At 40.3% G+C, this 15,795-nt stretch carries 12 protein-coding genes and 2 pseudogenes; 9 read left to right on the top strand and 5 right to left on the bottom strand.

What is annotated here, in order from left to right; translation table 11 throughout:
- Positions 1-97: 97 nt before the first annotated feature.
- A pseudogene (locus SR187_RS08385) lies at positions 98-1,533 on the top strand (ATP-binding protein).
- Positions 1,534-1,608: 75 nt separating this feature from the next.
- On the opposite strand, the gene SR187_RS08380 reads toward SR187_RS08385, so the two are convergent.
- Both SR187_RS08380 and SR187_RS08375 read right to left on the bottom strand, forming a co-directional pair.
- Entirely contained in the window at positions 1,609-2,016 is a 408-nt protein-coding gene (locus SR187_RS08380; RefSeq protein WP_024533120.1) for a type II toxin-antitoxin system death-on-curing family toxin, read from the bottom strand.
- Positions 2,013-2,234 carry an AbrB/MazE/SpoVT family DNA-binding domain-containing protein gene (locus SR187_RS08375; protein ID WP_001100856.1) on the bottom strand — a complete coding sequence of 74 codons (222 nt, stop codon included), beginning with the start codon at positions 2,232-2,234 and terminating at the stop codon, positions 2,013-2,015. Before SR187_RS08375 ends, SR187_RS08380 begins: the two co-directional genes overlap by 4 nt.
- A 623-nt stretch (positions 2,235-2,857) precedes the next feature.
- On the opposite strand from SR187_RS08375, the gene SR187_RS08370 reads away from it, so the two are divergent.
- Positions 2,858-3,199, top strand: a complete 342-nt coding sequence (locus tag SR187_RS08370) for a metal-sulfur cluster assembly factor (RefSeq protein WP_024533119.1) — start codon at positions 2,858-2,860, stop codon at positions 3,197-3,199.
- A gap of 474 nt (positions 3,200-3,673) precedes the next feature.
- Here the strand turns inward: SR187_RS08370 and SR187_RS08365 are convergent, their stop codons facing one another.
- Positions 3,674-6,439: a pneumococcal-type histidine triad protein gene (locus tag SR187_RS08365; protein ID WP_120172185.1), complete on the bottom strand. Its 2,766-nt coding sequence runs from the start codon at positions 6,437-6,439 to the stop codon at positions 3,674-3,676.
- A 152-nt stretch (positions 6,440-6,591) separates the two neighbouring features.
- Between SR187_RS08365 and SR187_RS09915 the strand changes: the two genes are divergently transcribed.
- Entirely contained in the window at positions 6,592-6,711 is a 120-nt protein-coding gene (locus SR187_RS09915; RefSeq protein ID WP_099773173.1) for a putative metal homeostasis protein, read from the top strand.
- A gap of 220 nt (positions 6,712-6,931) precedes the next feature.
- On the opposite strand, the gene SR187_RS08360 is transcribed toward SR187_RS09915, so the two are convergent.
- Both SR187_RS08360 and ilvD read right to left on the bottom strand, forming a co-directional pair.
- Complete coding sequence (locus SR187_RS08360) at positions 6,932-7,318, bottom strand: DUF6176 family protein (protein WP_120172183.1); 387 nt, start codon at positions 7,316-7,318, stop codon at positions 6,932-6,934.
- Between the two features lie 131 nt (positions 7,319-7,449).
- Positions 7,450-9,165, bottom strand: coding sequence for a dihydroxy-acid dehydratase (gene ilvD, locus SR187_RS08355; RefSeq protein WP_120172182.1), 1,716 nt, complete (start codon positions 9,163-9,165; stop codon positions 7,450-7,452).
- Between the two features lie 386 nt (positions 9,166-9,551).
- Here ilvD and SR187_RS08350 point away from each other — a divergent pair, with 386 nt between their 5' ends.
- From SR187_RS08350 to SR187_RS08330, 6 genes and pseudogenes are all read left to right on the top strand, one after another.
- Complete coding sequence (locus SR187_RS08350; RefSeq protein ID WP_120172181.1) at positions 9,552-11,255, top strand: acetolactate synthase large subunit; 1,704 nt, start codon at positions 9,552-9,554, stop codon at positions 11,253-11,255.
- Positions 11,248-11,722: pseudogene (gene ilvN, locus SR187_RS10300) on the top strand (acetolactate synthase small subunit). Before SR187_RS08350 ends, ilvN begins: the two are co-directional and overlap by 8 nt.
- Positions 11,723-11,862: 140 nt before the next feature.
- Complete coding sequence (gene ilvC / locus SR187_RS08340; RefSeq protein ID WP_120172180.1) at positions 11,863-12,885, top strand: ketol-acid reductoisomerase; 1,023 nt, start codon at positions 11,863-11,865, stop codon at positions 12,883-12,885.
- Between the two features lie 407 nt (positions 12,886-13,292).
- On the top strand, positions 13,293-14,543 hold the full coding sequence (gene ilvA / locus SR187_RS09935) for a threonine ammonia-lyase IlvA (RefSeq protein WP_162496995.1): 1,251 nt from the start codon (positions 13,293-13,295) through the stop codon (positions 14,541-14,543).
- Between the two features lie 9 nt (positions 14,544-14,552).
- Positions 14,553-15,452: an SPFH domain-containing protein gene (locus tag SR187_RS09930; protein WP_024531867.1), complete on the top strand. Its 900-nt coding sequence runs from the start codon at positions 14,553-14,555 to the stop codon at positions 15,450-15,452.
- Between the two features lie 85 nt (positions 15,453-15,537).
- The gene (locus tag SR187_RS08330; RefSeq protein ID WP_024531868.1) at positions 15,538-15,747 is read left to right on the top strand and encodes a capsule biosynthesis transcriptional regulator; all 210 of its coding nucleotides are present in this window, start codon (positions 15,538-15,540) and stop codon (positions 15,745-15,747) included.
- Positions 15,748-15,795: the final 48 nt, after the last annotated feature.

Raw genomic sequence — 15,795 nt, 5'->3', positions numbered from 1 at the left:
ACTGAGTATCTTCCCATAAGGTTTCTTAGCACACTAAATGAGAAGTAAGAAAGGCTGGGAGATGTGCTATTAGAGCTATAACACTCAGGAGAATGATATGAATCAAACCCTATCCCACTACCAATTCTCACTAGAAAGCCAACATTTGGACAGGAAATCCGCCCGAAAGAAGCCGTCTGAACTTCTTAAACACCTGATTGTCTTTGCTAATGCAGATGGTGGTCAGCTGGTCATCGGTATTGAGGACGACAAGCAGAATAACATCATCACTGGCTTCAAAGATGGCAGATCTTATCCCATAGACGATTTCAAAAAGATTGACCGTGAGATGCGTGATACTCCCCTCTGGATTTGTCATTTGAAGAAATCTCTGTGGTTAATCATAAGGGGGAAGATGACCTGATTTTGGTTATCTCAGTTGAATTATCTTCAAACCGAGTGATTGCTGCGCCTAATGATGAGGTTTACCTGCGTCAGGGTGATGAGACTGTTAAACTTAGTTATGAACAACGAACTCAACTCAGCTATGATAAAGGGCAGCGTTTCTTTGAGGATGAAGTTGTGGCTGACGCAACCTTGGAAGACATTGATGATAGTCTGGTACAGGATTTCAAGAATCGATTTGATATTTCAGACCGTTCTACGGAAGAAATTCTCAAAGCTCGGCGTTTTCTGGTCAATGGAAAATTGACCAAGGCAGCTATCTTGCTTTTTGGTAAATACCCGTCAGCCTTCTTCCCTCAAGCTCGTGTTCGTTTTCAGCGGTTTGATGGCACGGACATGGGGACAGGGACTAGCTTTAATGTCATCAAGGAAGCAACCTTTGATGATGCTCTACCAAGCCTGATTATCAAGGCTCGTGATTTTATTCGTACCCAGCTGCGTGAGTTCCAATATCTGGATGACAATGGGCAATTTCAAATTTTGCCTGAGTATCCAGAATTTGCCTGGTTTGAAGGTGTTGTCAATGCTGTTACTCACCGTGATTACTCTGTCTATGGGGATCATATTCGTGTGCTGATGTTTGATGACCGACTGGAAATTCATAGCCCAGGGAAATTGCCAAATATCGTCACCGTTGACAATATCAAGCATGAACGGTTTTCAAGAAATCCTCGAGTTGCCAGAACCCTGACAGAGTTTGGCTGGGTCCGTGAAATGAATGAAGGTGTTAAACGGATCTACTCTGAGATGGAATCAGCATTTCTTCATGAGCCTAAATATTCAGAACCAGGTAATAAGGTGGTTTTGACCCTTGAAAATAACATCGTGAGTCGACATCTCCGAACACGAGATAGTTTAGAGAAACAGTTTACTGACTTTGGCGACCTCAATGCTGATGAGCAATTACTGGTTCACTACATGTATAATTCAGGCGAGAAGATGACTACGGCCAAAGCGATTGAAATTACTGGTAGAAGCCGTAAATTTATTGTAAAAACTATGAAAAACTTACAAGAATTGGGCATCCTTAATTGGTACGGCGCAAACAAAAATGATAGAAATCAGTACTATACTTTGGTTGACAGATAGTTTATCCTTTATGAAGTAGGATACAGTAGGATATAAAAAGTGGTCTTCAACGAAAAGTTGACAACCACTTTTTAATTATAATTTAGTTATATTTCCATCTTGCTTGAGGAAGTGAATAATTATTTTCTTTAAATCTTCAAAATCTCCTTGAAAGGTAGCAATTTCAATTGTCTTTTCCAGTCCATCACTTAGTGAGAGATGGGACTGATAGCCATTCATTGCTAGAAACATATGTAAGGCAAGAACGGCAGTTCGTTTGTTGGCATTATAAAAAGGATGTTTCTTAATCAAATTTATCCAGATAATAGCAGCTTTACTGTAGATATCTGGATAGAGAACTTTGCCGAAAATCTCTTGTTTAGGCTGTTCAACAATCATTTGAAGACTGTTTGGATCAGCAATGCCAACAGGTTCATTAGGAGAATATTTACCAATAGCCATAACATTGATTTTGATAATATCTTCAGCAGTTAGATATCTCATCTATCCACCAATTCTTTCAAAAGCTCATCGTATTGGTTCATGGCTTTTTCTAGTTCCTTATCAAAATCAAATTTTGGCTCAGCTTTACGAATGATGACGTTATTTCCCGAAGTGACAAATTCGATTTCTTCTCCAATTTCTGCTCCAAGAGTCTCTTTTATTTTATTGGGAATTGTAATGACAGTACTATTTCCTGTTTTTCTCAAGATAACATTCATGGTTCCACCTCCTTTTGTATATACATTATAAAACGAACTTACAAAAAAGTAAAGTGAATACACATTGTTCCTCAACTACATAAGCTCCGAAAACAGATTTTTGGTAATCTAATGGTAATCCTTTGTTTGCAGGATTGGTTCGGAAGTCCATTTATTTAATGGAAATAGATATTGAGAGCTTGATTTAATAAGCTTTTGTAGATATTTGACTTCTGTCCCCCAAAACCAGGTCTCAAAAAAGCCCACAAGGCTTCACAATTCTCAAAACGTTAATCAAAACGTTATGGGGGGCAACATTTGTGCCGACTTTTTGGTTCAAATTGGTTCAAATGTTTACTTGCTCAAAGAGTTCAATAAGTTTAAAGCATCGGCATCTTGCTGGTGCTTTTTTGATGCCTTGCCAACTATAGTGGGTAAACTTATACTGAAGTATCAGCGATGCATCAACGCTTCAAAGCACTTTACAAGAAGTTATAAGGGATTTTTATTGTCAATTTTGCTTTTTATTTATTGAGCAATTTCTCTTGGAATTTACTGGAATATTCAGAATTTACAAATTTTTCTTGAAAATGTACAAAAAATATGAGAAAATGATACAAACATGGAGAAAATAAGAAGAAATTATGCGAAAAGATATTCAGATAAACGATCGAGCACAGGCCTTATCAGATCAACTGGTAGAAGTTTTGGAGTCCATTTATGATCCGGAGATTGAGTTAGACATATACAATTTAGGGCTAGTGTATGAGATTCATCTAGATGAGACTGGGCTGTGCAAACTAACTATGACTTTTACGGATTCAGCATGTTCCTGTACAGATACCGTACCAAACGAACTTGTGGCTGCTTTAAAAACGATTGAAGGTATTGAAAGTGTTCAAGTAGAAATTGTTTGGTCTCCCGTATGGAAGATGACCAGAATTAGTCGTCTGGGAAGGATTATGTTAGGAATTAGCCCTAAATAGAAAAGTTAGTTTGACTGTTAAGGTCAATCAAATTTGAAGGAGCATCACTTGTTTCCAAGGATAGTCCGATAGAGGTAGTTTTTAGAGTCATTATTAAATATAAAAAAAGGGCTAGCGTGCTCTTTTAGCTTGGTCTTTCATACAAAAAAGAGAGAACGAAATGTTGCTCTCCCTAGGCATTGTTTTTTGATCTTCACAGTTGATGTAGTCAGTTCCAAAAAATCTGAAAACAACCTGTTGAAGGTTGGAAATAAAGTGATTGGAGTCCGTGTTAAACAGACACCAATGAGGGTAGATAGGGCGATTTCAAATAATATCAGTTGTCTAAAGCAGTAAGGAAATGAAGTTTCCTTGTTTACCAAAGTAATAAAAGATAGATCAAGTGATAATCAATAACTGAGTATTAGGAAGCATTAAACGTACTGAACAGCTTATCCTTCTAGCTAGATATAAAATCATATTTACGAGTAGTTGTTACCATCCGGTTCCCCAATCGTTAGCGGCTGTATTGTTTGTACTATTATCAGCTTTAATGTGGGGTTCAATCTGAGTTTTCAAGATCTGTAATTGTTCATACAGTTCTTGTAGATTTTTGGATCTAGCCTTGAATTGTGCTTCCAAGTCATCAGCCTTATTCAGCAATTCAACTTTTAAAGTAATAGGTGTTGTCTCAATCTTGCGGCGGTTATCAGTGATAAAATCAATAATAGCTTCAATTTGGGCTACTAATTCTGGATTTGCAACTGGGACAGGCGTTTCCGTGGCAATAGTTGAGTCTTCTGAGGATGACTCTTTTTCAGGGATTTCTGAAGAATCAGTGCTTTTCTCAATTTTCGCTTTCAACTCTTGAGCGCGCAAGAGGAGTGCATCTTTATCAGAAGTAGTTATTTGAAGGAGGTTCTTGAGTTCTTCTGACTCAGCTTCAAGTCTAGTTCTTGTATCTCCTTCAGAAAGAGCAGTGATCGCTTCTTGAATTTGAGATAGCAACTCAGTGATACGAGAGACCAGTTGATGTTGTTTGATGTCAGCTTGACGGTAGGAATCTTTAATTTTTTGTTTTAGATTGGTCAGAGATTGTACACTGGTGGAATCGTTTTTTAGAGCGTCTTGGATTGCGGTTTTGAGTTCGCTTGTGAGTCGATTGTCATTTTCGTTGGCTTTTAAATATTGCTTGAGATCATCTACTTGCTTTAGAGCAGTATTGCTAGCTGTTGTTCCGATGTGGCTCAACTCATCCTGAATGGCTTGTAGTTCTGAGATAGTTTTAGCATCGTAGACTTTGTTGAGCAATTGTACACGTTTTAATAAATATTTATCTTCATTTAATCTTAGGATAGCAGCATGAACTTGTTCTTTAGCTGTTTCAAAATTGCTACTGTCATTAACTGTTACAGAAGGAGCTATCGCCTGTTCAAGATTAAGTTGGTGTTCAGCAGCAAATTGAAGAAGGTGAACCTTCAGAGTAGCAGGTGTTTCTTGGCGATAACCAATGCTTTCCTTGAGACTTTGTAACTTGGAAAGAGCTTTGGAATACTGTTCATGTGCTTTTGGTATAGCATCTTGGATTTTTTGAACTAAGGCATCAACATCAGTCCAGCTGGTATCAGCTTCAGCAGTTTCTACTATTGTAACTGGGACAGTAGTCAATTGGATGTACTTCTTATCAAAATCATCCAGAATTTTCAGGTATCCTTGTGTGGAATTAGTCGCCCAGTCTAAACCATTTTCAAAGTCTCTGAGAGCTGCTTTGATGCGACGTAATTGTTTTGGGTCATCCTGAAAAATCGTTTTGGCTGATAAAATGAGTTCTTGAACCTTGGTGCGAACGATTTTGCGATCCAGTGGACCAGCGATATAGCTGCCATCTAAAGCTGGGATTTTGTGCTTAATGTAATCGCGCCAGCCCGGACTTTTAATCTTGTAAGTGTGGCTATGATCTCCGTGAGGAACCGTCATTGTACCATCTTGAATGATGATACTTGATGGATCAACATGTAGAGTCTTAGCTAGGGTTGTCAATTCTGCCTCAAAGTCAGCTTCAGGGTCATCACTAATTTTGGGAATGACAATCTCGGAAATAGCCATTCCGTGTGTGTGATCTTCATGTGGCCAAATCAAACTATCACCTTGTACCTGAATCCTTTCGGGATCAATTCTGTAGAGCTGAGCAATGTAGTTAATTTTGTCTTGTAACTCTTTATCATTATTTTGAGGAGCAATCGGCTCTGTTTGTATTGGTTTAGTAGCTGGTTTTAACGGAATAGGTATGTTAGTGTGTCTGTGATTGAGGTCCGCTTCAACACTGGCTGCGGTTGGAAACTGTCCGACAATAACTTGAGAAATTGGCAGGGCATGTCTATGGTTTCCGTGTGGATAAGTGAAATAATCGCCTGCAATCTGAATGTCGGAAATGGCTAGACCGTACATCTTAGCCATATAAGCACGTTTGGCTTCAATACTATTATTAGCATTTACTGGAGAAGTTCTAGAATAGTTATCGGTTTGCTGACTTGGAATTGTAGACTTGCTGGTGTGAATTTGTTGGCGACGTTGATTCCAATAAGATTGTGCGGTAGTACGTTCATTTTCAGATAAGTCTGATTTTGGAATGTAATGCAGATGATCCTTATGCCGAACAACAAAAGCATTCCCTAGATCTTCGATTATATCGCTTGGTTTAAAGATATAGCCGTCGTCTGTCGTGTAACTTCCATCAGGGGAAGATTTGTCGACTGGATGGTTAGATGTTTGCTGTCGCTGATGGTCAATTTCTTCCTTGCTACGTATGTGATTTTGCTTACTATTTTGTTTTAGATAGATATAATATTGTCCGTTAACCTTGATGATATAGCCATCTTTAATGGTGCTTATAATATGACTCTCATCTAATTTATAAGTAGGGTCTTTTATCAGGAGTTCTTCGCTGAAAATTGCATCAAATGGTACTTTTCCATTGTAGTAGTGAAAGTGGTCTCCATGAGAGGTAACGTAACCCTCGGCTGTTATCTTGACAACAATTTGCTCTGCGGAGATACCTTCATCCTTGGCATCTTCTTCTGGATTTTTGGGGGATGTTTTACTGGATGATGCACCTTTTTTAGTAACTTTTTGAGAAACATAATCTACAGAAGATTTGACTTCCCTTCTCCCGTTAGCAATTCCTAGTTGATAAGCTATTCCTGAAGTTCCAGCTAAGGTAGCTAGAATGAGACTACTATAAAGTAATTTTCTTTTTTTCATTTTATCTCCTTTTTGCAAAAAGATTAACCAGTTAAGTAACCAAGGTTATTTTACAGCTTAATCAATAAACTGTCAATAGATTTTTTCAAAATGCTTGACTGGTTAATTAAAATAAGGTAAACTATATCTTATCAGAATTTTTGGAGGTCATCATGGCAGAAAGATTAGATTTATCCAGTGCATATCGCAAACTGAAGAGTCCCAATATTAAAACACGCAAGCGAGCTTTGGCAGTTATCCAAGCTCATAAGCGTCAGAAAAAAGGGAAGTAGGAGAAATCCTATCCGGATTGAAGAGAAAGTTCATTTTGGACAAGATCTTCAGTCTTTTTTTTTTTTGCAATCAGTAGCAAAAGCTTTCCAGAAACGTTGGAATAATAGCGTTTCTAAGAGTTGAAAAATGAACTATACTACCGTAGAACTTTCGAAGTTATTAAATGTTCAAGGGGAATCCACGTTCTGAGAGTAAGAAAATGAGCTGCACAGTTGCAGCTCATTTTTTATGGGACTCATCGTATTGTTTATCTAATTCTTCCATAGTTTCATAGATGGGCTTGGGAATCATAACGACCTGTGGTTTGAGGTCTACCATGCCAAAGCAAGGGTCAATGCATTCTTTCCAGTATTCCAAGTGTTTTTTATCAACGTAGGACTCAGAATTTTCAACTTCCATTCCTCCCTCAGCTTGAACTGAGTACCAGTAGAGATATTCATTGCCGTCTAAAACTTCACGAAAGATAGTCTCGATATACATTTTCTCACCTTCTAAGGTTAATAGCGTGTCTTTCATGTGATCGTTTAAAAAGTTCATCCATTGATCAACAACGGCTGATTTGCCTTCCTTGACACGAAAGCGAGATAATTCAACATGTAATTTCATTTTGGATTTCCTGTTCTATTTTAGTAAAGTAAAATCAAAAGTAGCTTTTAAGGAGCAAACTGAAGATGCTCAATGAGATGAGTGCTTATCAAAATAAGTGGATACCATGCGGTCTTGGTTTTCCAAGAGTATTATTTTTTGCCCGTTCGTTCTGGTCGCCAAAAGTCTGTAACGGCTCCTTTTGAGGCAGAAGATACGGTATGAGCGTATTTGCCAAGAACCCCACGAGAGTAGAGTGGGGGGATAACTGTTTCAGCCTTGCGACGTTCAATTTCCTCCATAGAAACCTCCATCGTCAATTCCTTAGTATCTTGGTCAATAAGAATAGTATCTCCATCGCGCAAGTAGGCAATTGGTCCTCCGTCTTGAGCTTCTGGTGCGATATGGCCGACAACGAGACCGTATGTACCACCAGAGAAACGACCGTCTGTTAATAAAGCTACAGATTCGCCCTGCCCTTTACCGACTAAGATAGAGGAAAGGGAAAGCATTTCAGGCATGCCAGGCCCGCCTTTTGGACCGACATAGCGAACAACTACTACGTCCCCCTCTACAATCTCATCAGCTAATACAGCTGCAACCGCAGCTTCTTCAGAATCAAAGACACGAGCTGGGCCGATATGGCGACGGACTTTCACCCCAGAAACCTTAGCAACTGCACCTTCTGGAGCTAGATTACCGTGGAGGACAATCAGTGGGCCATCTGCACGTTTGGGGTTATCCAATGGCATGATGACATCTTGTCCAGGAGTCAGGTCGGGTGCGTCAGCTAGGTTTTCTGCAATGGTTTTACCTGTGCAAGTCATACAATCACCATGTAAGAAACCATTCTGATAGAGGTATTTCATGACAGCCTGTACTCCGCCAACATTGTAGAGGTCTTGAAAAACGTAGCGACCAGATGGTTTTAAATCGGCTAAATGCGGAACTTTTTCTTGGAAGGTGTTGAAATCTTCCAGTGTCAATTCGACATTAGCAGCGTGAGCCATGGCCAATAAATGTAAGGTAGCGTTGGTTGAGCCACCTAAAGCCATGACGACAGTTATGGCATTTTCAAAGGCTTTGCGGGTCATAATGTCAGATGGTTTGAGGCCTAATTCTAACATACGGACAACTGCGCGACCGGCATCTTCAATATCAACCTTTTTTTCCATAGACTCAGCTGGATGTGAAGATGAACCAGGTAGACTCATTCCTAGAGCCTCTATAGCAGAGGCCATGGTATTAGCTGTATACATACCGCCACATCCCCCTGGACCGGGACAGGCATTGCATTCCAGTTGGCGCACTTCTTCAGCAGTCATATCACCATGGTTCCACTTGCCGATACCTTCAAATACGGACACAAGATCAATGTCTTTACCATCTAAGTTTCCTGGGGCAATCGTTCCACCGTAGGCAAAGATGGCTGGAATATCCATGTTTGCAATAGCAATCATGGCTCCGGGCATATTCTTATCGCATCCACCAATGGCGACAAAAGCATCTACATTATGTCCTCCCATAGCTGCCTCGATTGAATCTGCAATAATATCGCGTGAAGTTAGAGAAAAGCGCATTCCTGGAGTTCCCATGGCAATTCCATCGGCTACCGTAATGGTACCATATTGGACTGGCCAAGCACCGGCAGATGTGACTCCTTTTTTAGCTATCTTTCCAAGATCATGAAGGTGAATATTGCAAGGTGTATTTTCTGCCCAAGTAGAGATCACTCCCACAATAGGCGATTCAAAGTCTTTATCCTGCATGCCAGTTGCTCGAAGCATTGCTCGGTTGGGTGATTTGACCATCGAATCATAGACGGAGCTACGATGACGGAGTTTTTTTTGTTTACTTAGGTCTGTCATGATACTTCCCTTCCCATCTTATTTTAACTATTATACCATAGTTATTAGTCAGTGGTTCAGGAATTTAATGAATAATTGGAAATTTCTGAATTTTTAAGACCCTAACTGAGAAAAAAAGAGGATTGGAAATATCCTACTTTTGCCTATAGCTAGTTAAATGGGCTTGTGAATGTTGCTGTTTTACGAAATAAAAGGGCTGACCAAAACTGAGGTCAGAAGGTTTGTAGCAGTAGCTAGATGACAGAATTCCGCAAATTATCGGACGTAATCAGTTTGGCATTATTTTTTGTATTAAACAAAAGTAGGAATTTTCAGAAAATTCCTTGACATTCTATTTCCTTGTGCTATGATAATAGGTAATATACTTGCGGAGAGGAGGAAAAAGCGTGCAAGAAATTCAGTTAGATCAACCACGTTCGGGATCCTATCTATTGTTAGATACCCTACACCGTTTAGGAGTTGACCTTGTTTTCGGCTATCCTGGTGGGGCGGTTTTACCCTTGTATGATGCGATTTATCAGTATGAGGGTATCCAGCATATTTTAGCACGTCATGAGCAAGGAGCTGTTCATGAGGCAGAAGGCTACGCCAAATCGTCAGGAAAGGTGGGTGTGGCGATTGTGACATCTGGCCCAGGAGCTACCAATGCTATCACAGGAATTGTAGATGCTATGGGAGATAGCGTGCCACTTTTGGTTTTTACTGGTCAAGTAGCAACTAGAGGTATTGGCAAAGATACCTTTCAAGAAGCTGATGTTTTGGGGATGACCATGCCGATTACCAAATACAACTACCAAATTCGTGATGCAGCAGATATTCCTAGAATTGTAACAGAAGCTTTACATATTGCAACAACGGGTCGTCCAGGACCGGTTGTTATTGATGTTCCAAAAGATATTCAGGAAAAGGTAGTTGAATTTTATCACGATCCCAGTCTCCATTTACCGAGTTATCAGCCTATTATTGAACCAGATGATGTACAGGTCAAAAAGATTTTGCAACAATTGAGCAGGGCAAAAAAGCCAGTTATCTTAGCTGGTGGTGGTGTCAACTATGCGGATGCTGGTAGAGAATTAGTAGCTTTTGCCGAACGCTACCAGATTCCTGTCGTATCAACGTTACTCGGTTTAGGCGCTATACCAATTGAGCACGACTTGTCCCTAGCTATGGGAGGTATGCACGGTTCTTATGCTGCCAATATGGCTATGGATGAAGCTGACTATCTCATCAATGTTGGTGCTCGTTTTGATGATCGATTGACGGGAAATCCCGCTACTTATGCACCAAATGCAACGATAGCCCATATTGATATTGATCCGTCCGAGATTGGCAAGATTGTTGAGACAGCTATTCCAGTGGTTGGAGATGCTAAGGCAACTTTAACAGCGCTGTTAAAGCTAGAACCGGTTAAAACGAACCATGCTACTTGGACAAGACAAGTGTTGGAAAACAAGCGCCGAGCGCCATTTGGATACGATGAGGATTCAACTTATATCAAGCCGCAGGCAGCGATTGAGCTGGTTGGTCAACTGACTGATGGGGATGCGATCATTGTTACGGATGTTGGGCAACATCAAATGTGGACAGCTCAATTTTATCCTTACAAACACGTTCGTCAGTTGGTAACTTCTGGCGGTATGGGAACAATGGGCTTTGGTATCCCGGCGGCTATCGGGGCAAAATTAGCCAATCCGGATAAAGAAGTTATCGTTTTTGTTGGTGATGGGGGTTTTCAAATGACCAATCAGGAGTTGGCTCTTCTAAATGGATATGGTGTTCCCATTAAAATTATCCTGATGAATAATCACTCGTTAGGGATGGTCCGCCAATGGCAGGAATCATTCTATGAGAATCGTCGTAGCCAGTCTGTCTTTAATGATGAACCGAATTTTCAACTTTTAGCTGAAGCTTATGGTATCAGTCATTATCATTTAAAAAATCCAGCTACTTTGGCAGAAGATATAAAAGTCATCTTAGAAGATATACCCATGCTGATAGAAGTTCACATTTCCAATCGTGAGCACGTTCAACCGATGGTTCCGGCTGGTAAGAGTAATGCAGAAATGTTGGGGGTGAAGTTCAATGCGTAGAACCTTAACAGCAACACTACGAAATGCCCCAGGTGTTCTGAACCGCTTTACCGGTGTTTTGTCTCGTCGTCAAATCAATATTGAATCGCTTTGCGTTGGACTGACTGAGGTGGAGGATTTAGCGCAAGTAACTGTCATTGTGGACATGGCTAGTTATGATGAAGTGAAACAAGTGATGAAGCAATTTGATCGCCTGATTGATGTGGTTTGTATCTGTGATTCAACAGACCAGTCATATTTTGAGTAATATCCCCTTCAGTAAAATAGATGAAGCAGTATTCATTCAGTTTTTCCGTATCAGGGGGAGATGCTGCTCTTTGTTCTATTGGTTTTAGAATAATAGAAAGCAAAGACAAAGTAGAAGTACTTCTTTATCTGTTTCATCCTGCGATACCAAGGAAGTTACGAAAACCAGAGCAAGCGGTTTTTACCATGATTGGTACTCTTTGAGATCGGTCTTATGTTAGGTTGACCTGATAATTTTTGATCAACTTTATCTCTTGTATGACCGAACGAAGTTCTGTATGCCTCTGCCTATTTTGGGGCAGTTGGGGTTGAACAGTCTGAGTATCACAATAGTAGTAATGATTTAGAAAAGAGAAAATGTATGACAGTAGTAATGCAATATGAAAAAGATGTAACAGTAGCAGCTCTTGATGGCAGACGTATCGCCGTAATCGGTTATGGTTCGCAAGGTCATGCTCATGCTCAAAACCTGCGTGATTCAGGTCACGATGTTATCATCGGTGTTCGTGCAGGGAAGTCGTTTGATAAAGCAAAAGAAGATGGATTTGAGACCTTTGATGTAGCAGTGGCTGCTAAACAAGCTGATGTTATCATGATTCTGGCACCGGACGAAATTCAAGCAGATCTTTATGCGCATGAAATCGCACCACACTTGCAAGCAGGTAATGCCCTTGGCTTTGCTCACGGCTTTAATATTCATTTTGGATATATTAAGGTTCCAGCCGATGTAGATGTCTTCATGTGTGCACCCAAAGGACCAGGTCACTTGGTTCGTCGTACTTTTGAGGAAGGTTTTGGCGTTCCAGCTCTTTACGCAGTTTACCAAAATGCGACTGGCAATGCCAAGCATATTGCGATGGATTGGGCCAAAGGTGTCGGTGCAGCTCGTGTAGGTCTTTTGGAAACGACCTTCAAGGAGGAAACAGAAGAAGACTTATTCGGTGAGCAAGCAGTTCTTTGTGGGGGCTTAACAGCCCTTATGCAAGCAGGTTTTGAGGTGCTCACAGAAGCAGGCTATGCTCCTGAATTGGCTTACTTTGAAGTGTTGCACGAAATGAAGCTTATCGTTGACCTCATTTATGAAGGAGGATTCAAGAAAATGCGCCAATCTATCTCAAACACTGCTGAGTTTGGGGATTACCTATCTGGTCCGCGTATCATTACGGATCAAGTGAAGAAAAATATGAAGGCTGTCCTTGCAGACATCCAGTCAGGGAAGTTTGCCAGTGAATTTGTCAGCGACTATAAAGCAGGCCGTCCACGTATGGAAATCTATCGTAAAGAGGCAGAAAATCTCGAAATTGAAAAAGTTGGCGCAGAACTCCGTAAAGCTATGCCGTTTGTCAGTCCCGATGATGATGCCTCGTTTAAAATCTATAGCTAAAAAGGTTTGATGGGATTTTTGTTGAGAATTTCTGGAAGGTCAAATCAATAGATTTTGGAACTAAGACTGCAAGAATAGGGACACTGCATATTTTTGTTTCCTACTCGTCAACTTTTTTAAACGACTGAAGTCGTCATCAGAAAGGAAAGAGACTGGATTTTTTAGATTGCAAGTAGGTTTAAAGCAGGCATCAGATTGAAGAGGTCCTATTTTGCTAGTCAAAAGAGTGAACAAAAGAGTTGGTTTGACCAACTTTTTAAACTAACTTATTGACAAAATAAATCAACCGTCAATAGGAAATTCGTTTTTTCCCATACCTATCACAATTATTTAACATAACTATCTAAATACTAGGATTTTCTGGGAAATATTGGTATAATAAAAAATAGAAAGAATTTAATGTGAGTATGATTACAGCAAAAAATGTAGAGCAAGCTTATTCGGTTCTTAAGCAAGTGGTTGTTCGGACTCCTTTGGATTATAGTCGCTATTTGTCAGAAAAATACGATGCTACTATTTATATCAAACGTGAAAATGAACAGAAGGTTCGTTCTTTCAAAATTCGTGGAGCCTATTATGCTATTTCGCAACGAACGGATGAAGAAAAAGTACGAGGTGTCGTCTGTGCTTCTGCAGGAAATCATGCCCAAGGAGTTGCCTACACTTGTCAAGAGATGAAAATTCCTGCTACTATTTTTATGCCGATTACAACCCCTCAGCAGAAGGTTGGACAGGTAAAATTTTTCGGTGGTGACTATGTTGATATTCGTCTTGTTGGTGACACCTTTGATGAGTCTGCTCAGGCAGCGCAAGAATACACCAAAGAAAGCGGAAAAAACTTCATCGATCCTTTTGATGATGAGAATGTACAGGCTGGGCAAGGTACGGTCGCCTATGAAATCTTAGATGAAGCCGAAGAGCAGAGCATTAGCTTTGATCAAATCCTAGTCCCTGTTGGTGGTGGTGGATTGATTTCGGGAGTCTCTGTCTATCTCAAGGAACACGCTCCTGCGATAAAGATTATCGGTGTAGAGGCGAGCGGGGCTCGTTCTATGAAGGCTGCTTTTGATAAAGGGCGTCCAGTTAAGTTGGCGACAATTGATAAATTTGCGGACGGTATTGCTGTCCAGAAAGTCGGAAAATCAACCTATGAAATTGCTCGTAGATGTGTAGACAAGCTCATTGGTGTGAATGAAGGCTGGATTTCCGGTACAATTCTGGACCTCTATTCTAAACTAGGGATTGTTGCAGAACCAGCAGGAGCAGCGACCATTGCCGCACTAGACGTCATCAAGGATCAAATCAAGGGGCAAACGATTTGTTGCATTATTTCGGGTGGGAATAATGATATTAACCGCATGCCGGAGATGGAAGAACGAGCTCTCATTTACGAAGGAATTAAGCACTATTTTGTTGTCAACTTCCCACAACGCCCAGGCGCCCTTCGCGAGTTTGTGAATGATATTTTAGGTCCAAACGATGATATTACCCGCTTTGAATATATCAAACGTGCCAATAAAGGGACAGGTCCGGTCCTGATAGGGATTGCTCTGGAGAATAAAGCTGACTACACTCAGTTTATCGAACGGTTGGAAGAATTTGATCCGCAGTACATCAATTTACATGAAAATGATTCGCTTTATAAAATGTTAGTTTAGGAGGCTGTTATGTCAATTAATTTATTTATTATTGGTTTTATCTTACTTGTTATGTTTATTGCCTTGGTGTTGCTAGTCTCAGGGCTTTATGTTGTTAAGCAACAGACGGTTGCGATTATTGAGCGATTTGGTAAATATCAGAAAACTTCTACTTCGGGTATCAACTTTAAAATTCCGTTCGGTGTAGATATGATTGCGGCTCGTATCCAATTGCGTATGTTACAGAGTGAAATTGTAGTTGAGACCAAGACACAGGATAATGTTTTTGTAACCATGAATGTCGCTACACAGTATCGAGTAAATGAAAACAATGTGACGGATGCTTACTACAAACTCATGCATCCAGAAGCACAGATCAAGTCTTATATCGAAGATGCTTTGCGTTCATCTGTTCCTAAATTGACTTTGGATGAACTATTTGAGAAAAAAGATGAAATTGCCCTTGAAGTACAAAAACAAGTAGCAGAAGAAATGTCAACCTACGGTTATGTTATTGTTAAAACCTTGATTACCAAGGTTGAGCCAGATGCCGAGGTGAAGCAATCAATGAACGAAATCAATGCAGCTCAGCGGAAACGGGTTGCAGCCCAAGAATTAGCAGAAGCTGATAAAATTAAGATTGTTACTGCCGCAGAAGCAGAGGCTGAAAAAGATCGTCTGCACGGCGTGGGTATAGCCCAACAACGTAAGGCGATTGTTGATGGGCTAGCAGATTCAATTCGTGAGTTGAAAGACTCGAACATCAGCCTATCAGAAGCACAGATTATGTCCATTTTGCTGACTAACCAGTATTTGGATACCCTAAATAATTTTGCACAAGGGGGTAATCAGACTATTTTCCTTCCTGCTAGCCCAGAAGGAGTTGAGGATATAAGGACACAGATACTATCGTCTCTAAAAGCAAAATAATGGTGGAAGCTAAATCTTTTGCTTGACAAAATAGGTTTGCTTATATTATACTAAATTGCACGAATAAAAAGGAAAGGGGTTTCTAATGACTAGTTATGAAAAAGTAGCCGCAGTTGTCGGCTGGGTTCGTGACAAGAAGATCACAGGTTACCGCATCAGTAAGGAAACAAACGCTCGCGAAATGTCAGTTATCGCACTTGCACAAGGTCGTGCTAAGATTGATAACATTTCGTTTGCTACTGCTTTGGGGTTGATTGACTTTTACGATAAAAACCACAAGAAGTTTGAAAGCTAATCTGAATGGCTTTGTTTGGATATGTAGTGATGGAGAGAGATTCGGTTG

This window comes from Streptococcus ruminantium, assembly GCF_003609975.1.
Lineage (GTDB): Bacteria > Bacillota > Bacilli > Lactobacillales > Streptococcaceae > Streptococcus > Streptococcus ruminantium.
The sequence above is the reverse complement of the archived record's forward strand: the minus strand, read 5'-3'. Positions and strand labels throughout refer to the sequence as shown.